Here is a 19,527-nt window from a genome sequence, read left to right on the forward strand (position 1 = left end):
CCGGGTTTGCCGCCCGTCCGCGGACCTGTTACCCGGCAGCGCTCGACGACGATGGGGAGAGACATGACGACCGAACGGCCGCGCCCGCTGGTGGCGGGAAACTGGAAGATGAACGGCCTCAAGGCCTCGCTGACGGTGGCCGAGGCGGTCCGGGACGGCCTCGACGCGGGCCTCGCCCAGCACATCGACGTGCTGGTCTGCCCGCCCGCGACCCTGGTGGGAGCGGTCGCGGCGGCGCTCGCGGGCTCGCCCGTCAAGGTCGGCGGCCAGGACGTGCATGCCGAGGCGAGCGGCGCCTATACGGGCGACGTCTCGGCCGAGATGCTGGCGGATCTGGGCGCCGCCTACACCATCGTCGGGCATTCCGAGCGCCGGGCCTACCACCACGAGAGCGACGCGGACGTCCGCGCCAAGGCGCTCGCCGCCCGCCGGGCGGGCCTCGTGGCGATCATCTGCGTCGGCGAGACCCGCGAGGAGCGCGAGGCCGGCCGGACCCTCGCGATCGTGCGCGGCCAGCTTGCCGGCTCGCTGCCCGACGGCGCCACGCCGGCCGACACGGTGATCGCCTACGAGCCGGTCTGGGCGATCGGCACCGGCCTCACCCCGACCACGAACGACGTCGCCGAGGTCCACGCCCTGATCCGGCAGGAGCTCCGGGCGCGGCTCGGCGCCGAGGGGGCTCGGGTGCGGATCCTCTACGGCGGCTCGGTCAAGCCGTCGAACGCGGTTGAGCTGATGGGCGTCGCCGATGTCGACGGGGCGCTCGTGGGTGGCGCGAGCCTGAAGGCCGAGGATTTTCTCGGCATCGCGGCGGCGTATCGCTGAGGCGGGGCCGCCGGGCCTCGGCGGGCGCGGGACGCGCCGAAGGACGGCATCAGGATCGATGACCGCCGGACGCCCGTCCGCTCTTGCGGCTCCCGTCCGCGGCAATGCCGGGGCCGCGCAGGCGGAGCCCGGATTGCCGCAGGGAGCCGAGACGCTCGCAGGCAAGCGCGTGACGTGGGCTGCCGTCCGCGCTTGCCTGAACCATCGGGATTCTCGATCCCCGGCTCCGGACGTCTGCGCGATCCCTAAGAGCCCTCCTTCGAGGTCAGTCGAGCGTTGATCCGCTGACGCCTCGGGACGGGGTTTGGGGATACGGCGTCCGTCACCGCCCCGGATCGCGCCGTCGTGTAGCGTGGCGCCGCAATCGGGCGCTGCAAGTCCTTTGTTCCTGCTGCCTTGTCGACGACGGGCCGGACCTCGCTTCGTCGGAAATCGCTCGAGGCGCGCTGCGGCCTGCGCCGATGCTTGTTCGCGTCCGGTCCGCTGGCTTGTCGGCGGTATACGGGACCTCTGTGGCTCGAGGGCGCCCAATCCGCTCGTGTCGCCGGCCTGCTCGTTCCCGGTGCGGCGACCCTCTCGCCCACCTCGTCCCTGCCTGGCCTGGTGCCCTGGTCCGGCTTCCGCCCGGAGCCGGTGACAGGCAGCCTCACGAGCGCTGCGGTATCGGTCGCGCAGATCCTCGGGCGACGCGGATTCGGATGGTCACTGCACGCCCGCATGGTCCTTGCGCCGTAAGGCGCAGCAGCCCGTTACGCCACCACGCCGATGAACACCCGCTGCGAGGAAGATGCTGTGTGCCGGACAATGAAGTGAGACTTATCCAGTATCAACGGTTCGTCGGCAGGGGCCATCACCCACGTAGATGCAAGCTCCGATTGCATCTTGAGAGCGACGTTGTCCGCGCGGATGCCAGTCATGTCTGGTCACGCACAACTTTCTAGCGTGCGATAGCCTTGAGAGGCAACACATCCACTCTCAAATCCAATTTTTTTCACCCTGAAGCAGAAAATGCAAGACAGCCGCGAGTTGCCGAGCACGTTCCGGTGTAATTGCGAATTCCTCATTTTTGTCGGCGGCTTTCAGCAGCTCCTTAACCAGTTCATCTGCAGCCGCTTTTGCATCTTCGCCTGAGACTATATTCATATCCTATTGCCTCTCCCTCAGGCGTGCTTCTAGCATCGACCTCCACTGCGCACCAGCAACGATCGGTTGAAAAATTTATAGATCGCCTTCCCCGACATGTAGTGGGACTATGCCCAAAGGTGATTCTTGCCTGCGGAATCAGAGGCGTTCGATTGCCGGGCTGCCCGCGTCCAGCATGACGATGGAACGCATCGTCACGGTATTCATCCATCTTGCTTAGGCTGGATTGGGGAGGATGGTGCGAAGACGCTCGACCAGTGCGTCATGGGACGACCCGGGGTCAACCGCGGATCGGCGTGGCGCCGCCTGTGGGTTCGCGAGAGCCGGTTCGCGAGGTAGCGCTCGCTGAGGGCGCCCGGACAGGTCTGCCCTGGCGGCGGTCGCCCGTCGGACCGAGCCCGGAACCGTGCCAGGTCGGTCGCCACGGCGTGCAGGCGTGAACCGGACGGTGTGCCACGAACGGCGTCCGGCGCGACGGCGACCATCGCGGGCAGCGCCCTCCCGGCGACTGTGCCGGCAACTCCGACCAGCGCATCCGCGGCACCGTCGCGGACGGGATACCGTCTCCGACGATCGGCATCTCCCCAGAGAGATACGAACGTAGAGTCCGACTATAAATTCTCGTGATCGATCATCAGAGCAATCTGTAATCCCATGTAACCTGCGTCTTTCTGACGGAGGCGGGGACGCCGGTCGCTAAACAATTCTGAGGAATGGCACCTGTAACTATCGAACCGATACCGACGATTGAGCCCGCTCCAATGTGGGAGCCCTTCAACAGTCTGACCGATTCCGCAATCCAGACGCGATCTTCAATGGTAATATCTTTTCCATAATTCAGTCTCGTGTTGGTATTTATATCGATGATAGAGTGAAGATCGCTCACGGTCGCAAAAAATCCATCAGCGATAATGCAATTTCTTCCTATGGAAATATCAAAACTTTCTGCCGCATGCAATACAGCCTTATTTGTGAAACCTGTATTTTCGCCAATATTTATTGTCGAGTCATGTTTCGCATAGATATTAAGGCGAGCGAGTTGAGCATTTTTGCCAACAAATATACTACAGTTGTGGCCTATATCCATCATGAATTCGTAAGAATTCACCCACTCTTGGATATTAACATAATTATTATCGCCATTAAGAATGATTATCCCCGAGCAGCGACTTTTTGTTTGTGCATCGATTATGACCGTATTGTTGTTGCCATTATCAACCAGATTGATGGGCATAACGCATGTTCCTGAGGACTCGCCATCGCAGAGAACAGGCTCCCGCCCGACAGCCGCAAACGCACGGACGCATCGGGACGACAGCGGTGGCCTTTGCGCGTCCGCATCCACGCGCCTGCGAGGTTGCCCAAGCACTTCGCGGTTGCTTCGTGCATTGCACTAACAGGCTGTAGCAGCGAGAGGCGGCCATGAGCAAGGAGGCTGCCATGAGCAAGGACCATGCCTGAGAGACGACCGTAGCGGGGCAGTGCGGCCAGCGCGCACCCGAGCCTCGTCACCGTGCGGTCGAGGGCGTATCCGGCCGGCGGCCGGGCGGACGCTCGCCTGTGCCCCGCACGAAACCGGAGAAATCGGAATTGCCGGAAAGGCATCGGAACATTCCGGCTGTCGCGCGTCGGAACGCGGCCGGATCGCTCAGCCTGAGGCTCTGCAGGACGACCCGAAAGTCCCTGGTGGGCGGTGACGGGCTCGAACCGCCGACCCTCTCGGTGTAAACGAGATGCTCTACCGACTGAGCTAACCGCCCGGGAGCCGGCATGGTTAAGGGGCGAGCGCCGCGAGCGCAAGGGTTCGGGCACCCGTCTCGTCCTCGCCCGACTTTCTCGAGCCGGCGGCTTGACAGGGTAGGGGGCTCCCCATACACCCCCGCCATCGCAGCACTGCGAGACGCCGGGCGGACGTAGCTCAGTCGGTTAGAGTGCCGGCCTGTCACGCCGGAGGTCGCGGGTTCGAGCCCCGTCGTCCGCGCCATTGTCCCCTTTCCGAGGATGGGCAGCTCTGGCTGCCGGGGTCACGCGAGCACGCCGCGCGGGCGTAGCTCAGTTGGTTAGAGTGCCGGCCTGTCACGCCGGAGGTCGCGGGTTCGAGCCCCGTCGCCCGCGCCAAACCCGATCTCTGCACGCTTGCCACACCCGCTCTCGACGGCCCTCCTGTTGCAGCGTGACGACGTCGACGCGCACCGTGAACACCCAAGCCGGCCCACCCCAAAAATCTCCACAATCCGCCGACAGGTGCGCGCTCTCGCATGGCCGTGCTGTCCAGGAATCGCCAGAGATGCCGACGACCCCGCTCCCCCTGACGGCTCGCGCCCTGCGCCGCGCGGCGCAGGCCCGCGGTGCATTCCCGCGGGCTGCGCTCCTCATGCTCGGCCTCGCGCTCGCCGGGTGCAGCGGCTCGGCGATCCTGCCGGCGCCCGACCTGCCGACGACGCCGGTGATCCTCGACGAGGCCGCGGCCGCGGCCGCGATCTCGCGCTACCGCGCGAGCCACGGCCTCGGGCCGGTGGCGATCGATTCCTCGCTGATCCGCGCCGCCTCGTTCCAGGCCGAGGCCAATGCCAGGGCCGGCTTCCTCTCGCACGAGGTCGGCGGCACCTTCGACGCGCGGCTCAAGCGTGCCGGCTTCGGCGGCCGCTACGCCGCCGAGAACCTGAGCGCCGGCTCGGCCACCTTCGACGAGGTGCTCAGGCGCTGGCAGGTCTCGCCCGAGCATAACCGCAACATGCTCATGCCGCAGGTCAAGCGCGTCGGCATCGCCCGGGTGGACGCCCCGGGCAGCCGCTACAAGCGCTTCTGGGCCCTGATCCTGTCGGACGGCTGACGCGCTTCGCTGCGACGCAGCATCACGGCCAGGCCCCTGAAAACACCCGGGAAGGGGAAGGGGCCTGCGACGATCCTCCCCGGTTCGGGCCGGCTTCCCGGCGTTGTGCCGGGGGCGCGAGCCCCTATCTTGCGTGCAGGCGTTCGCGGTTTGTGCGGTGCGAACGCCCCTTGTTTCGTCATACCCGCTCGTTTAAGCCTCGCGGCACTCTCCGGGCTTTGGAACCGTTCCGAGAACGGCCCCGGCGGCCCGCGGCGCGGGCACGCGCCAAGGTTCGTGCCAACCCTTGAGGATGCTCGATGAACGGCCTCCTGTCGGATTACCTGCCGCTGGTGATCTTCATCGGCGTGTCCCTCTTCATCGCCGCGGCGCTCCTCGTGGCCCCCTTCCTGGTGGCCTATAACAGCCCGGACCCGGAGAAGCTCTCGGCCTACGAGTGCGGGTTCAACGCCTTCGACGACGCGCGCATGAAGTTCGACGTGCGCTTCTATCTCGTCGCCATCCTGTTCATCATCTTCGACCTCGAAGTTGCCTTCCTGTTCCCGTGGGCGATCACGTTCGGGGACCTCGGCTGGTTCGGCTTCTGGTCGATGATGCTCTTCCTCGGCGTGCTCACCGTCGGCTTCGTCTACGAGTGGCGCAAGGGCGCCCTCGAGTGGGACTAGAAGCACCGCCTGAAGCCGCCCTCCGAGACGAGAAGCACCGGACCCCACCATGGCTCTCACCACCGTCCGCGCCCCCGAGATCGCGCCCCAGCCCAAGGGCATCCTCGATCCCTCCACCGGCCAGCCGATCGGCGCCAACGACCCGACCTTCCTGACGATCAGCGACGAGCTGGCCGACCGCGGCTTCCTGCTCACCACCGCCGACGACCTCATCACCTGGGCCCGCACCGGCTCGCTGATGTGGATGACCTTCGGGCTCGCCTGCTGCGCCGTCGAGATGATGCAGATGTCGATGCCGCGCTACGATTGCGAGCGCTTCGGCTTCGCCCCGCGCGGCTCGCCGCGCCAGTCCGACGTGATGATCGTCGCCGGGACACTCACCAACAAGATGGCGCCGGCGCTCCGCAAGGTCTACGACCAGATGCCGGAGCCGCGCTACGTCATCTCGATGGGCTCCTGCGCCAACGGCGGCGGCTACTACCACTACTCCTACTCGGTGGTGCGCGGCTGCGACCGGGTGGTGCCGGTCGACATCTACGTCCCGGGCTGCCCGCCGACCGCCGAGGCGCTGCTCTACGGGGTGCTGCTGCTGCAGAAGAAGATCCGCCGCACCGGCACGATCGAGCGCTGAAGGCGGCACCATGAGCAACGGCATCACCATCCGGGCCCATACCCAGACCGAAGCCGGCGACGCGCCGCTCCAGGCGCTCTCCGACACGCTCGCCGGGACCCTGGGCGCGGCGATCACCGACCGGGCCATCGCCTTCGGCGAGCTGACGCTGGTCGTCGAGGGCGCCGAGATCCTGCGGGTGCTGACCCACCTGCGCGACGATCCTTCTTGCGCCTTCTCGACCTTCATCGACATCTGCGGCGCCGACTATCCGGGCCGGGCGAAGCGCTTCGACGTCGTCTACCACCTGCTGTCGATGCGCCATAACCGGCGCATCCGCGTGAAGGTGCAGACCGACGAGCGCACGCCGGTCCCGTCGGCGATTCCCGTCTTCCCGGCCGCGAACTGGTACGAGCGCGAGACCTACGACCTCTACGGGATCCTGTTCTCGGGCCATCCGGACCTGCGCCGGCTGCTCACCGATTACGGCTTCGAGGGCCACCCCCTCCGCAAGGACTTCCCGCTCACCGGCTTCGTCGAGGTCCGCTACGACCAGGACGAGGCCCGGGTGGTCTACGAGCCCGTGCGGCTCACGCAGGAATTCCGCAACTTCGACTTCCTGTCGCCCTGGGAAGGCACCGACTACGTGCTGCCGGGCGACGAGAAGGCCGACAAGGCACCGGCGAAAGGCTGAGCCGACATGGGCGAGCACAGCATCCGCAACTTCTCGATCAATTTCGGGCCGCAGCACCCGGCGGCGCACGGCGTGCTGCGCCTCGTGCTCGAGCTCGACGGCGAGGTGGTCGAGCGGGTCGATCCCCATATCGGCCTCCTCCACCGCGGCACCGAGAAGCTGATCGAGGTCAAGACCTACCTCCAGGCGACGCCCTACTTCGACCGGCTGGACTACGTCGCGCCGATGAACCAGGAGCACGCCTTCTGCCTCGGCATCGAGCGCCTGCTCGGCATCGAGGTGCCGCGCCGCGCCAAGCTGATCCGCACGCTCTACTGCGAGATCGGCCGGCTCCTGTCGCACCTCCTCAACGTGACCACGCAGGCGATGGACGTCGGCGCCCTCACGCCCCCGCTCTGGGGCTTCGAGGAGCGCGAGAAGCTGATGATCTTCTACGAGCGCGCCTCGGGAGCGCGGCTCCACGCCAACTACTTCCGGCCGGGCGGCGTCCACCAGGACCTGCCGCCGAGCCTGATCGACGACATCGAAAAGTTCTGCGAGACCTTCCCGCAGGTGGTCGACGACCTCGACCACCTCGTGATGGGCAACCGCATCTTCAAGCAGCGCAACGTCGACATCGGCATCGTGACCGTCGAGGAGGCGCTGGCCTGGGGCTTCTCGGGCGTGATGGTGCGCGGCTCGGGCATCCCGTGGGACCTGCGCAAGTCGCAGCCCTACGAGGCCTATGCCGAGATGGAGTTCGACATCCCCGTGGGGAAGAACGGCGACACCTACGATCGCCAGGTCATCCGCATGGAGGAGATGCGCCAGTCGGTGCGCATCATGAAGCAGTGCATCGCCAAGCTGCGCGAGCCGGCCGGCCAGGGGCCGATCGCCACGCAGGACGGCAAGGTGGCGCCGCCGCCGCGGCGCGAGATGAAGCGCTCGATGGAGGCGCTCATCCACCACTTCAAGCTCTACACCGAGGGCTTCCACGTGCCGGCCGGCGAGGTCTACGCCGCGGTCGAGGCGCCCAAGGGCGAGTTCGGCGTCTACCTCGTCGCCGACGGCACCAACAAGCCGTATCGCTGCAAGATCCGGGCTCCGGGCTTCGCCCATCTCCAGGCGATGGACTGGATGTGCCGCGGCCACATGCTGGCGGACGTGTCGTGCATCCTCGGCACGCTCGACATCGTGTTCGGCGAGGTGGACCGGTGAGGGCGCTCGACGACGCGCCCGTCGGAGACGTGTGAGACATGGCCAACCGCAGACTAGCCCCCGTATCCGAGCAGCCCGCGAGCTTCGCGTTCACGCCGGAGAACGCCGAGTGGGCCAAGGGGCAGATCGCCAAGTACCCGGAGGGGCGCCAGGCCTCGGCCGTCATCCCGCTCCTGTGGAAGGCGCAGGAGCAGAACGGCGGCTGGCTGCCGCAGAAGGCGATCGAGGCGGTGGCCGACCAGCTCGGCATGCCCCACATCCGGGTGCTGGAGGTCGCGACCTTCTACACGATGTTCGCCCTAGAGCCGGTCGGCCGCTACTGGATCCAGGTCTGCGGCACGGTCCCGTGCGACGTCTGCGGCGCCCGCGAACTGAAGCAGTACCTCCAGGAGCGCCTCGGCCCCTCCGGCCATGTCAGCCCGGATGGCAACTTCTCCTGGCTCGAGGTCGAGTGCCTTGGCGCGTGCTGCAACGCCCCGATGGCGCAGATCAACCACGACTATTACGAGGACCTCACCCCTGAGTCCCTCGGCAAGCTGATGGACGACCTCGCGGCGGGCCGCCCGGTGAAGACCGGCTCGCAGACCGGCCGCGTCTCCTCCGAGCCCAAGGATGCGGTCACGACCCTGCAGGACGAGACGCTGTTCGACGGCTCGCGCGTCGGCGCCTGGCGCAAGCGCTTCGAGGAGCAGGGGCTGAAGGAGGCCGGCGCCGACACGACCGGCGAGAAGGCCCGCACCGAGGCCTCCGCCGCGACGAGCCCGAAGGCGGCCAAGCCCGATGCCGGCCGCGCCACCGAGAGCCCGGCCGCCGCGGCGCCGGCCCAGCGCGCCGCCGACGGCAAGCCCCCCGTCGATACCGCCGCCGAGGCAGGCCAGTCGGCGCCCGAGCGCACGACCGTCGCGGTCCCGCGGACCGGCCCCGAGGCCGAGCCCGCACCGCAGAGCGGCCGCTCCTACACCGAGACGCCGTCGAAGCCCGAGGAAGGCCGCCCGGTCGCGGGCGCCAAGGGCACCACGCCGGAGGCGGGCGCCGAGCCGGCGAATGCGCCGGGGAAGACCGACGGATCGCAGGCCAAGCCCGTCGGCCTCACCCCGGACGACAAGGCCGTCGACAAGGGTCCGCCCGGCCCGAAGGCGAAGCCGTAACGAATCGCTATGATGCACCCTTTCACAGCAGGCCTGTAGGACGATCGCCATGCTCGCCGATCAGGATCGGATCTTCACCAACCTCTATGGTCTCCACTCCCCCGGTCTCGAGGCCGCGCAGAAACGCGGCGCCTGGGACGGCACCAAGTTCCTGCTGCAGCAGGGCCGGGACTGGATCATCGAGGAGATGAAGAAATCGGGCCTGCGCGGCCGCGGCGGCGCCGGCTTCCCCACCGGCCTGAAGTGGTCGTTCATGCCGAAGAAGTCGGATGGCCGGCCGCACTACCTGGTGGTGAACGCCGACGAGTCGGAGCCCGGCACCTGCAAGGACCGGGAGATCATGCGGCACGATCCGCATCTCCTGATCGAAGGCTGCATGATCGCGTGCTTCGCCATGGGCGCGCATGCCTGCTACATCTACATCCGCGGCGAATACGTGGCTGAGAAGCATGCGCTCCAGCGCGCCGTGGACGAGGCCTACGCCGCCCGCCTCGTCGGCCAGAGCAACGTCCACGACTACCCGTTCGACATCTACGTCCATCACGGCGCCGGTGCGTACATCTGCGGCGAGGAGACGGCGCTGATCGAGAGCCTGGAGGGCAAGAAGGGGATGCCGCGGCTGAAGCCGCCGTTCCCGGCCAATATGGGCCTCTACGGCTGCCCGACGACGGTCAACAACGTCGAGTCGATCGCGGTCGCCGGCACCATCCTGCGCCGCGGCGGCGCCTGGTTCGCGGGCTTGGGGCGGCCGAACAACACCGGCACGAAGCTCTTCTGCGTCTCCGGCCACGTCAACCGGCCGTGCAACGTCGAGGAGGAGCTCGGGATCACCTTCCGCCAGCTGATCGACCGGCATTGCGGCGGCATGCGCGGCGGTTGGGACAACCTGCTCTGCTCGATCCCCGGCGGCTCCTCGGTGCCGCTGGTGCCGGCGGCCGAGATCATCGACGCGCCGATGGATTTCGACACGCTGCGCAACCTCAAGTCGGGCCTCGGCACCGCCGCCGTGATGGTGTTCGACAAGTCGACCGACATGGTCTCGGCGATCGCCCGCATCTCGTACTTCTACAAGCACGAATCCTGCGGCCAGTGCACGCCGTGCCGCGAGGGCACCGGCTGGATGTGGCGCGTGATGCTGCGCATGGCCGAGGGCCGGGCGCAGAAGCGCGAGATCGACATGCTGCTCGACGTGACGAAGCAGATCGAGGGCCACACGATCTGCGCGCTCGGCGACGCCGCGGCCTGGCCGATCCAGGGCCTGATCCGGCACTTCCGCCCCGAGATCGAGAAGCGCATCGACCGCTACACCGCCAACCCGCACCCGACCCCGGTGCCGATGGCAGCGGAGTGAGGCGAGGATGGCGGCCGAGCCCGACAACCTGGTCCTGAGCCTCTTGCGCGACATGCGCGCCGCCCTCGCGGAGGTGCGCGCCGTGCAGGACGAGCAGTCGCGCCGCCTGATCCGCATCGAGGGTCGGGTCGACGAGACGCACGAGAGCATGATCACGGGCCTCGGCCTCGCCGCCCACGCCAGTATCCGCCACGACAGGGTCGAGGAGCGCCTGCGCGACCTCACCGACCGTGTCGAACGCCTGGAGGGAAAGCCGTGACGCACGCGCCGACCTCCATCCTTGACCTCGTGATCGGCATCGACCGAAAGATTGATGGCGTCGCGGCGGACATCAGGGAGCTGAACGAACGCATGGTGAGCGTCGGCACGCAGCTCGCGGCCGCCGACCGCAGCCTCGACCGGTTGGGACAGCGTCTCGAACGGATCGAGCGTCGCCTCGCCCGCATCGAGACCCATGTCTGAGAAGATGACCGCATGACCAAGATCCTCGTCGACGGCATCGAGGTCGATGTCCCGCCGGACTACACCCTCCTGCAGGCCTGCGAGGTCGCAGGCGCCGAGATCCCGCGCTTCTGCTTCCACGAGCGGCTGTCGATCGCCGGCAATTGCCGCATGTGCCTGGTCGAGCTGAAAGGGGCGCCGAAGCCCGTCGCCTCCTGCGCCTGGGCCGTGCGCGACTGCCGCCCGGGCCCGAACGGCGAGCCGCCGGCGGTGTCGACCAAGTCGGCCCTGACCAAGAAGGCCCGCGAGGGGGTGATGGAGTTCCTCCTCATCAACCATCCCCTCGATTGCCCGATCTGCGACCAGGGCGGCCACTGCGACCTGCAGGACCAGGCCATGGCCTACGGCGTCGACTCGACCCGCTACGGCGAGAACAAGCGCGCCGTCGAGGAGAAGTATATCGGCCCGCTGGTGCGGACCGCGATGAACCGCTGCATCCACTGCACCCGCTGCGTCCGCTTCCTGGCGGAAGTGGCCGGCGTGCCGGATCTCGGCGCCATCGGGCGCGGCGAGGACATGGAGATCACCTCCTACCTCGAGCGCGCGATGGAATCGGAGCTGCAGGGCAACGTCGCCGACCTCTGCCCGGTCGGCGCGCTGGTCCACAAGCCGCAATCCTACAACGTCCGCCCCTGGGAGCTGAACAAGACCGAGTCCGTCGACGTGATGGATGCGGTCGGCTCGGCGATCCGCGTCGACACCCGCGGCCGCGAGGTGATGCAGATCGAGCCGCGGGTGAACGAGGCGACCAACGAGGAGTGGATCTCCGACAAGACCCGCCACGTCGTCGACGGGCTGCGGCTGCAGCGCCTCGACCGGCCGTACCTGCGCGAGAACGGCCGCCTGCGCCCGGCCACCTGGGCCGAGGCCTTCGGGGCGATCGCCGCAAAGCTCAAGGGCGCCGATCCGAAGCGCGTCGGCGCCATCGTCGGTGATCTCGCGGGCGTCGAGGAGATCTTCGCCCTCAAGACCCTGATGGGCTCGCTCAAGGTGCAGAACCTCGATTGCCGCCAGGACGGGGCGATGATCGATCCGGCCTGGGGCCGGGCCGCCTACACCTTCGGGCCGGGCATCGCCGGCATCGAGCAGGCCGACGCGATCCTGATCGTCGGCGCCAACCCGCGCACCGAGGCCTCTCTCCTCAACGCCCGCATCCGCAAGCGCTGGCGGCTCTCGCCGATCCAGATCGGCGTGATCGGCGAGGACGCCGACCTCACCTACCCCCACACCTTTCTGGGTGCCGGGCCGGAGACGCTGGCCGAGGTGGCTGCCGGCCGCCACAGCTTCGCGGAAGCCCTCAAGGGCGCCGAGCGGCCGCTCGTCATCGTCGGCCAGGCGGCGCTCGCCCGTCCGGACGGTGCCGCGCTCCTCGCGGCGGTGGCGAAGCTCGTCCAGGGCCTCGGGCCGAAGGCCGAGGGCTGGAACGGCCTCGGCGTGCTGCACAACGCGGCCGCCCGCGTCGGCGCCCTCGATCTCGGCTTCGTGCCGGGGGAGGGCGGGCTGACCTTCGCCGAGATGACCAAGGCCGGCGTGCTCGACGTGCTGTTCAACCTCGGCGCCGACGAGGTCGAGATCGGTCCGGGCGCCTTCGTGATCTACCAGGGCACCCACGGCGACAAGGGCGCCCACCGGGCCGACGTGATCCTGCCGGGCGCGGCCTACACCGAGAAGTCGGCGACCTACGTCAACCTCGAGGGCCGGGTGCAGCTCGCCAACCGCTCCGCCTTCCCGCCGGGCGACGCCCGCGAGGACTGGGCGATCCTGCGCGCCCTGTCGGACGTTCTCGGCCACCGCCTGCCGTTCGACTCGCTGCCGGCGCTCCGCAAGGCGCTCTACGCCGCCCACCCGCACTTCGCCGGCATCGACCAGGTGGCGGCGAGCGATGGCGCCGCGGCCCTGACGGCGCTCGCGGGCCTGCCGGGCGAGCCCGGCCGCGAGCCGTTCCGGCCGGCGGTGGCCGACTTCTATCTCACCAACCCGATCGCCCGCGCCTCGCGGGTGCTCGCCGAGTGCTCGGGTCTCGCCCGCGGGCGGGCCCTCGAAGCGGCCGAATGAGGAGCGCCGACCGATGACCGTCTGGGAGGTGCTCGGCACCGTCCTCCTCGTGGCGCTGAAGAGCGTGGTGCTCCTCGTGGCGCTGCTCGTCTTCATCGCCTACGCGCTGCTGGCCGACCGCAAGATCTGGGCGGCGGTGCAGCTGCGCCGCGGCCCGAACGTGGTCGGCCCCTGGGGCCTGTTCCAGTCCTTCGCCGACCTCCTGAAGTTCGTGCTGAAGGAGCCGGTGATCCCGGCGGGCGCCAACAAAAGCCTGTTCCTCCTGGCCCCGCTGATCTTCGCCACCCTGGCGCTCGCCGCCTGGGCGGTGATCCCGCTCGCCGACGGCTGGGCCATCGCCGACATCAATGTCGGCATGACCTACATCTTCGCGATCTCGTCGCTCGGCGTCTACGGCGTCATCATGGGCGGCTGGGCCTCGAACTCCAAGTATGCCTTCCTGGGCGCCCTGCGCTCGGCCGCGCAGATGGTGTCCTACGAGGTCTCCCTCGGCTTCGTCATCATCACGGTGCTGATGTGCGCCGGCTCCCTCAACCTGTCGCAGATCGTGCGGGCGCAGGACACCGCGCTCGGCATCCTCGGCTGGTACTGGCTCTGGCTCTTCCCGATGTTCGTGGTGTTCTTCATCTCGGCGCTCGCCGAGACGAACCGCCCGCCCTTCGACCTGCCCGAGGCCGAGTCCGAGCTCGTCGCCGGCTACATGGTGGAATACTCCTCCACCCCGTACCTGCTGTTCATGCTCGGCGAGTACGTCGCCATCGTCACGATGTGCGCCCTCGGCACGATCCTGTTCCTGGGCGGCTGGCTCTCGCCGATCCCGTTCGCGCCCTTCACCTGGGTGCCGGGCCTGATCTGGTTCGCCCTGAAGGCCAGCTTCCTGTTCTTCATGATCGCCATGGTGAAGGCCATGGTGCCGCGCTACCGCTACGACCAGCTCATGCGGCTGGGCTGGAAGGTGTTCCTTCCGCTCTCCCTCGTCATGGTCTTCGTCGTCGCCTTCGTCCTGAAATTGACCGGCCTCGCGCCGGTCTCCTGAGACCCAACCGTCGGAGAACGAGCCATGAAGCTCGACCAGGTCGCCCGCGGCCTGCTGTTGAAGGAGTTCGTCACCGGGTTCGCCCTGGCGATGCGCTACTTCTTCAAGCCCAAGGCGACGATCAACTACCCCTTCGAGATGGGCCATCGCGGCCCGCGCTTCCGCGGCGAGCACGCCCTGCGGCGCTACCCCAACGGCGAGGAGCGCTGCATCGCCTGCAAGCTGTGCGAGGCGGTGTGCCCGGCCCAGGCCATCACCATCGAGGCGGGCCCGCGCCGCAACGACGGCACCCGGCGCACCACCCGCTACGACATCGACATGGTGAAGTGCATCTATTGCGGCATGTGCCAGGAGGCCTGCCCGGTGGACGCCATCGTGGAGGGGCCGAACTTCGAGTTCTCGGTCGAGACCCGCGAGGAGCTGCTCTACGACAAGGCCAAGCTCCTGGCGAACGGCGACCGCTGGGAGCGCGAGATCGCCCGCAACATCGCGGCCGACGCCCCCTACCGCTGAACCGGGAGGGCGCCGCGCCCTCCTTTCGCCGGACGAGACATTCGCCGCTCCCCCGGTTGTGCGCCGCGGGAGCGGGTTCTATAGACGAGCCGCCGGGACGCTCCGGGGGTCGGGCAGGAGGCCGCCGCCAGGCGGCATGAATTCAGCGCATGACCGCAGCCGCCGCCTTCTTCTATCTGTTCGCCGCGATCACCGTCGCCTCCGGCTTCATGGTGATCGCCTCGCGCAACCCCGTCACCTCGGTGCTCTTCCTCATCCTCGCCTTCGTGAACGCCGCCGGGCTGTTCGTGCTGATGGGGGCGGAGTTCCTGGCCATGATCCTGGTCGTGGTCTATGTCGGCGCGGTCGCGGTGCTGTTCCTGTTCGTGGTGATGATGCTCGACGTCGATTTCGCCGAGCTGCGCCAGGGCTTCCAGGACTACCTGCCGGTCGGCGGCCTGATCGGCGCGGTGTTCCTGATCGAGCTGCTCCTCGTGGTCGGCTCCTGGGCGATCGATCCCGGCCTGGTGCACGGACCCCTGGCGGTGGCGCCGGGCGGTGAGACGGTCACCAACACGCAGGCGCTCGGTCTCGTTCTCTACACCAACTACTTCTTCTTCTTTCAGATCGCCGGGCTGATCCTGCTGGTCGCGATGATCGGCGCGATCGTGCTCACCCTGCGCGACCGGCCCGGCGTCAAGCGCCAGGACATCGCGATCCAGAACGCCCGCACCCAGGCCAGCGCCGTCGAGGTCCGCCAGGTCCCGACCGGGCAGGGCGTCGAGGTCTGACGGGCGCCGGGGTCCGAAACGAGTTGCGGCTCGGGGCAGGCAGCCCCGCAGCCAAGCTGATGGCAAGAGCGGCGGGGCGGGACGCGCCTCGCGACACGAAGGCGGCCGCCCGCGGTCGAGAGGCACGATGATCGGTTTGAGCCACTACCTGACCGTCGCGGCGATCCTGTTCACCCTCGGGGTGCTCGGCATCTTCATCAACCGCAAGAACATCATCGTCATCCTGATGTCGGTCGAGCTGATCCTGCTCGCGGTGAACATCAACCTGGTGGCGTTCTCGACCCATCTCGGCGACATCGTCGGCCAGGTCTTCGCCCTGTTCGTGCTGACGGTGGCCGCCGCCGAGGCCGCGATCGGGCTCGCGATCCTGGTGGTGTTCTTCCGCAACCGCGGGTCGATCGCCGTCGAGGACGTCAACATGATGAAGGGCTGACGCGGGCCTCGCGCCCATCGCCCTTCCGAACCCACCAGAGCCGCAGCGGCAACCGCCACGCGAGGCCGGACCCGAGCATGTACCACGCGATCGTCTTCCTGCCCCTGATCGGCTTCCTCGTCGCCGGCCTGTTCGGGCGCCGCATCGGCCCGCGGGCCAGCGAGGTGGTCACCACCGGCATCCTCGTCTTCGTGGCGCTCCTGTCCTGGATCGCCTTCTTCGAGGTGACCGGCGGCCACGGCCACGGCGCCACCAAGCACCACGTCGCGACCTGGTTCACCGCCGGCGACCTCGTGGTCGACTGGGCGTTCCGGGCCGACACGCTCACGGCGGTCATGCTGGTGGTGGTCAACAGCGTCTCGGCGCTCGTCCACCTCTACTCGATGGGCTACATGCACGAGGACCCGCACCGGCCGCGGTTCTTCGCCTACCTGTCGCTGTTCACCTTCGCCATGCTGATGCTGGTGACGTCGGACAACCTCGTCCAGATGTTCTTCGGCTGGGAGGGCGTCGGCCTCGCCTCATACCTCCTGATCGGCTTCTGGTACGAGAAGCCCTCGGCCAACGCCGCGGCGATGAAGGCGTTCATCGTCAACCGCGTCGGCGATTTCGGCTTCTCGCTCGGCATCTTCCTCTGCTTCGTGCTGTTCGGCGCGGTCGCCTTCGACGGCATCTTCCCGAAGGTGCCCGAGCTCAAGGACGCGACGTTCCACTTCCTCGGCTACGACTGGAACGCGCTCACCCTCTGCTGCCTGCTGCTGTTCATGGGCGCGATGGGCAAGTCGGCGCAGTTCCTGCTCCACACCTGGCTGCCGGACGCGATGGAGGGCCCGACCCCGGTCTCGGCGCTGATCCACGCCGCCACCATGGTGACCGCCGGCGTGTTCATGGTCGCCCGCCTGTCGCCGCTCTTCGACGCGGCACCCAACGCCCTGATTGTCGTCACGGTGATCGGCGGCATCACGGCCTTCTTCGCCGCCACCGTCGGCCTGGTGCAGAACGACATCAAGCGGGTCATCGCCTACTCGACCTGCTCGCAGCTCGGCTACATGTTCGTGGCGCTCGGCGTCGGCGCCTACGCGGCGGGCGTGTTCCACCTCTTCACCCACGCCTTCTTCAAGGCGCTGCTGTTCCTCGGGGCCGGCTCGGTCATCCACGCGATGCACCACGAGCAGGACATGCGGAACATGGGGGCGTTGCGCCGCTACATCCCCTTCACCACCGCCATGATGGCGATCGGGACGCTGGCGCTCATCGGCTTCCCGTTCACAGCCGGCTTCTACTCCAAGGACGCCATCATCGAGGCGGCCTACATGTCGACCCGGCCCGGCCACGTGCTCGCCTTCCTGGCGACCGTGATCGCGGCCTTCTTCACCTCGTTCTATTCCTGGCGCCTGTTCTTCCTGACCTTCGAGGGCCAGGCCCGCTGGCAGAACGCGCACGGCCATGCGCACGGTCATGACGACCACCACGCCGACGCGCATGCCGCGCAGCATCCGGTGCTTGCCCACGCCTCCGCCGAGGCCGACGGCGCGCCGGGCCACCACGAGGGCGTCGCGCACGACGACAAGGGCCATGACCTCGAGTCGCCTTCGCATTCGGCGATCGAGCACCACGACCACGCCCATACCCCGCACGAGAGCCCGCGGGTGATGACGATCCCGCTGGCGATCCTCGCCGCGGGCGCGCTCTTCGCCGGCCTGGTGTTCAAGAACCGGTTCATCGGCGAGGGCATGGACGAGTTCTGGAAGGGCGCGCTGGCGCACGGCCCCGACAACCACATCATGCACGACATCCACAACGCGCCGGGCTGGGTCCAGAACGCGCCCTTCGTGATGCTGGTGCTGGGCTTCCTGCTCGCCTTCTGGATGTATATCCGCCGGCCGGAGCTGCCGCACCAGCTCGCCGAGAGCCAGCCGCTGCTGTACCGCTTCCTGCTGAACAAGTGGTACTTCGACGAGATCTACGACCGGATCTTCGTCCGCCCGGCGAAGGGCTTCGGCGAGTTCCTGTGGAAGGTCGGCGACGGCCGCGTCATCGACGGGATGGGGCCGAACGGCATCGCGGCCCGCGTCGTCGACGTGACCCGCGGCGTGGTCCGCCTGCAGACCGGCTACGTCTACCACTACGCCTTCGTCATGCTGGTCGGCGTCGCCGCCCTGGTGAGCTGGTACCTCTTCACCGGCGTCTCCGCGGCCGCCCACTGACCTGACCGGAGAACAGAGAATCATGCTCGGCCTCGGGATCCTCTCCGGCCTCCTCATCCTGCCGCTCGTCGGCGCCGCCTTCATCCTGACGCTCGGCGGCGACGAGAGGGCGGTCCAGCGCAATGCCCGCTGGGCGGCGCTGATCACCACGCTCGCCACCTTCCTGCTGTCGCTGGTCGCCTGGGGCCGCTACGACACCGCGACCGCGCAGTTCCAGCTCGTCGAGACTCATGCCTGGCTGACCGAGACCATCCGGTTCAAGCTCGGCGTCGACGGCTTCTCGATGCCGCTGGTGCTGCTCACCACCTTCCTGATGCCGTTCTGCATCGGCGCCTCCTGGCTCTCGATCGAGCACCGGGTGAAGGAGTACTTCGTCGCATTCCTGGTCCTCGAGACCACGATGATCGGCGTGTTCTGTGCCCTCGACCTGGTGCTGTTCTACCTGTTCTTCGAGGCCGGCTTGATTCCGATGTTCCTGATCATCGGGATCTGGGGCGGGAAGCGCCGGATCTACGCGTCGTTCAAGTTCTTCCTCTATACCCTGCTCGGCTCGGTGCTGATGCTGCTCGCCATCATGGCGATGTACTGGCAGGCCGGCACCACCGACATCCCGACCCTGCTGCAGACCCGGTTCCCGGCGAACATGCAGATCTGGCTCTGGCTCGCCTTCTTCGCCTCCTTCGCGGTGAAGATGCCGATGTGGCCGGTCCATACCTGGCTCCCCGACGCCCATGTCGAGGCGCCGACCGCCGGCTCGGTCATCCTGGCGGGCATCCTCCTGAAGATGGGCGGCTACGGCTTCATCCGGGTCTCGCTGCCGATGTTCCCGGACGGCTCGCACACTTTCGCGCCGCTGGTCTACGCGCTGTCGGTCGTGGCGATCATCTACACCTCGCTGGTCGCGCTGGTTCAGTCGGACATCAAGAAGCTCATCGCCTACTCGTCGGTGGCCCATATGGGCTTCGTGACGCTCGGCCTCTTCACCATGACCGAGCAGGGCATCCAGGGCGCCCTGTTCCTGATGATCTCGCACGGCATCGTGTCCGGCGCGCTGTTCCTCTGCGTCGGCGTGATCTACGACCGGATGCACACCCGCGAGATCGCGGCCTATGGCGGCCTCGTCAAGCGCATGCCGCTCTACGCGGTGGCGATGATGGTGTTCACCATGGCCAATGTCGGCCTGCCGGGCACCTCCGGCTTCGTCGGCGAGTTCCTGGCGATGCTCGGCGCCTTCCGGGCGAACCCCATGGTGTCGTTCTTCTCGGTCTTCGGCATCATCCTGTCGGCGGCCTACGCGCTGTGGCTCTTCGCCCGCGTGGTGTATGGCAAGCTCGAGAAGCCGAGCCTCCAGGGCATCACCGACCTCGACCGCCGCGAGATGCTGATCCTCGCCCCCCTGGTGGTGCTGACGATCTACTACGGCGTCCATCCCGGCCCGATCCTCGACGTCTTCGCGCCCTCGACCGACGCGCTGATGCAGGGCATGCGCGCCGCCCTCTCCACGACCCAGACCGCCGCGGCGGCCCTGCCGGTCCCGCACTGAGTT

19 protein-coding genes and 3 tRNA genes are annotated in these 19,527 nt (G+C 67.8%); 19 read left to right on the plus strand and 3 right to left on the minus strand.

What is annotated here, in order from left to right; all coding sequences use genetic code 11:
* Positions 1-63: 63 nt before the first annotated feature.
* A complete protein-coding gene (gene tpiA, locus EU555_RS01475; RefSeq protein ID WP_135412664.1) occupies positions 64-825 on the plus strand; it encodes a triose-phosphate isomerase in 762 nt (253 codons plus the stop codon).
* Positions 826-1,800: 975 nt separating this feature from the next.
* Here tpiA and EU555_RS35985 read toward each other — a convergent pair.
* The 3 genes from EU555_RS35985 to EU555_RS01485 all read right to left on the minus strand — a co-directional run bounded on the left by EU555_RS35985 (position 1,801) and on the right by EU555_RS01485 (position 3,728).
* Complete coding sequence (locus EU555_RS35985) at positions 1,801-1,968, minus strand: hypothetical protein (protein WP_167858408.1); 168 nt, start codon at positions 1,966-1,968, stop codon at positions 1,801-1,803.
* Between the two features lie 634 nt (positions 1,969-2,602).
* Entirely contained in the window at positions 2,603-3,202 is a 600-nt protein-coding gene (locus EU555_RS01480; protein ID WP_135412665.1) for an acyltransferase, read from the minus strand.
* Positions 3,203-3,652: 450 nt separating this feature from the next.
* Positions 3,653-3,728 (minus strand) — tRNA-Val (locus EU555_RS01485).
* A gap of 147 nt (positions 3,729-3,875) precedes the next feature.
* Between EU555_RS01485 and EU555_RS01490 the strand changes: the two genes are divergently transcribed.
* The 18 genes from EU555_RS01490 (at position 3,876) to EU555_RS01575 (ending at position 19,524) form a co-directional block, all read left to right on the plus strand.
* Positions 3,876-3,952, plus strand: a tRNA-Asp gene (locus EU555_RS01490).
* Between the two features lie 57 nt (positions 3,953-4,009).
* Positions 4,010-4,086 (plus strand) — tRNA-Asp (locus EU555_RS01495).
* Positions 4,087-4,255: 169 nt separating this feature from the next.
* Positions 4,256-4,801, plus strand: coding sequence for a CAP domain-containing protein (locus EU555_RS01500; RefSeq protein WP_135412666.1), 546 nt, complete (start codon positions 4,256-4,258; stop codon positions 4,799-4,801).
* A 299-nt stretch (positions 4,802-5,100) separates the two neighbouring features.
* Positions 5,101-5,466 carry an NADH-quinone oxidoreductase subunit A gene (locus EU555_RS01505; protein WP_048453080.1) on the plus strand — a complete coding sequence of 122 codons (366 nt, stop codon included), beginning with the start codon at positions 5,101-5,103 and terminating at the stop codon, positions 5,464-5,466.
* Between the two features lie 49 nt (positions 5,467-5,515).
* Positions 5,516-6,097 (plus strand): NuoB/complex I 20 kDa subunit family protein, encoded by a 582-nt coding sequence (locus tag EU555_RS01510; protein ID WP_135412667.1) that lies wholly within the window; start codon positions 5,516-5,518, stop codon positions 6,095-6,097.
* 10 nt (positions 6,098-6,107) lie between these two features.
* Complete coding sequence (locus EU555_RS01515) at positions 6,108-6,770, plus strand: NADH-quinone oxidoreductase subunit C (protein ID WP_135412668.1); 663 nt, start codon at positions 6,108-6,110, stop codon at positions 6,768-6,770.
* 6 nt (positions 6,771-6,776) lie between these two features.
* Positions 6,777-7,967: an NADH-quinone oxidoreductase subunit D gene (locus EU555_RS01520; protein WP_135412669.1), complete on the plus strand. Its 1,191-nt coding sequence runs from the start codon at positions 6,777-6,779 to the stop codon at positions 7,965-7,967.
* 38 nt (positions 7,968-8,005) lie between these two features.
* Positions 8,006-9,115 carry an NADH-quinone oxidoreductase subunit NuoE gene (gene nuoE / locus EU555_RS01525; protein WP_135412670.1) on the plus strand — a complete coding sequence of 370 codons (1,110 nt, stop codon included), beginning with the start codon at positions 8,006-8,008 and terminating at the stop codon, positions 9,113-9,115.
* Positions 9,116-9,164: 49 nt separating this feature from the next.
* Positions 9,165-10,466 carry an NADH-quinone oxidoreductase subunit NuoF gene (gene nuoF, locus EU555_RS01530; protein WP_135412671.1) on the plus strand — a complete coding sequence of 434 codons (1,302 nt, stop codon included), beginning with the start codon at positions 9,165-9,167 and terminating at the stop codon, positions 10,464-10,466.
* Positions 10,467-10,473: 7 nt separating this feature from the next.
* Positions 10,474-10,725 (plus strand): hypothetical protein, encoded by a 252-nt coding sequence (locus EU555_RS01535; RefSeq protein WP_135412672.1) that lies wholly within the window; start codon positions 10,474-10,476, stop codon positions 10,723-10,725.
* Entirely contained in the window at positions 10,722-10,928 is a 207-nt protein-coding gene (locus EU555_RS01540; RefSeq protein WP_135412673.1) for a hypothetical protein, read from the plus strand. The genes EU555_RS01535 and EU555_RS01540 overlap by 4 nt, the downstream gene beginning before the upstream one ends.
* A gap of 12 nt (positions 10,929-10,940) precedes the next feature.
* Complete coding sequence (nuoG, locus tag EU555_RS01545) at positions 10,941-13,022, plus strand: NADH-quinone oxidoreductase subunit NuoG (RefSeq protein ID WP_135412674.1); 2,082 nt, start codon at positions 10,941-10,943, stop codon at positions 13,020-13,022.
* Positions 13,023-13,035: 13 nt separating this feature from the next.
* Complete coding sequence (gene nuoH, locus EU555_RS01550; RefSeq protein ID WP_135412675.1) at positions 13,036-14,058, plus strand: NADH-quinone oxidoreductase subunit NuoH; 1,023 nt, start codon at positions 13,036-13,038, stop codon at positions 14,056-14,058.
* Positions 14,059-14,082: 24 nt separating this feature from the next.
* Entirely contained in the window at positions 14,083-14,571 is a 489-nt protein-coding gene (nuoI, locus tag EU555_RS01555) for an NADH-quinone oxidoreductase subunit NuoI (protein WP_048447551.1), read from the plus strand.
* A 149-nt stretch (positions 14,572-14,720) separates the two neighbouring features.
* Positions 14,721-15,341, plus strand: a complete 621-nt coding sequence (locus EU555_RS01560) for an NADH-quinone oxidoreductase subunit J (RefSeq protein ID WP_135412676.1) — start codon at positions 14,721-14,723, stop codon at positions 15,339-15,341.
* A gap of 127 nt (positions 15,342-15,468) precedes the next feature.
* Positions 15,469-15,774, plus strand: coding sequence for an NADH-quinone oxidoreductase subunit NuoK (nuoK, locus tag EU555_RS01565; RefSeq protein ID WP_048425446.1), 306 nt, complete (start codon positions 15,469-15,471; stop codon positions 15,772-15,774).
* Between the two features lie 77 nt (positions 15,775-15,851).
* Positions 15,852-17,981 carry an NADH-quinone oxidoreductase subunit L gene (gene nuoL / locus EU555_RS01570; RefSeq protein ID WP_135412677.1) on the plus strand — a complete coding sequence of 710 codons (2,130 nt, stop codon included), beginning with the start codon at positions 15,852-15,854 and terminating at the stop codon, positions 17,979-17,981.
* A 22-nt stretch (positions 17,982-18,003) separates the two neighbouring features.
* The gene (locus EU555_RS01575) at positions 18,004-19,524 is read left to right on the plus strand and encodes an NADH-quinone oxidoreductase subunit M (protein ID WP_135412678.1); all 1,521 of its coding nucleotides are present in this window, start codon (positions 18,004-18,006) and stop codon (positions 19,522-19,524) included.
* The last annotated feature ends 3 nt before the right edge of the window (positions 19,525-19,527 follow it).

This window comes from Methylobacterium nonmethylotrophicum, assembly GCF_004745635.1.
In the GTDB taxonomy this organism is placed as follows: domain Bacteria; phylum Pseudomonadota; class Alphaproteobacteria; order Rhizobiales; family Beijerinckiaceae; genus Methylobacterium; species Methylobacterium nonmethylotrophicum.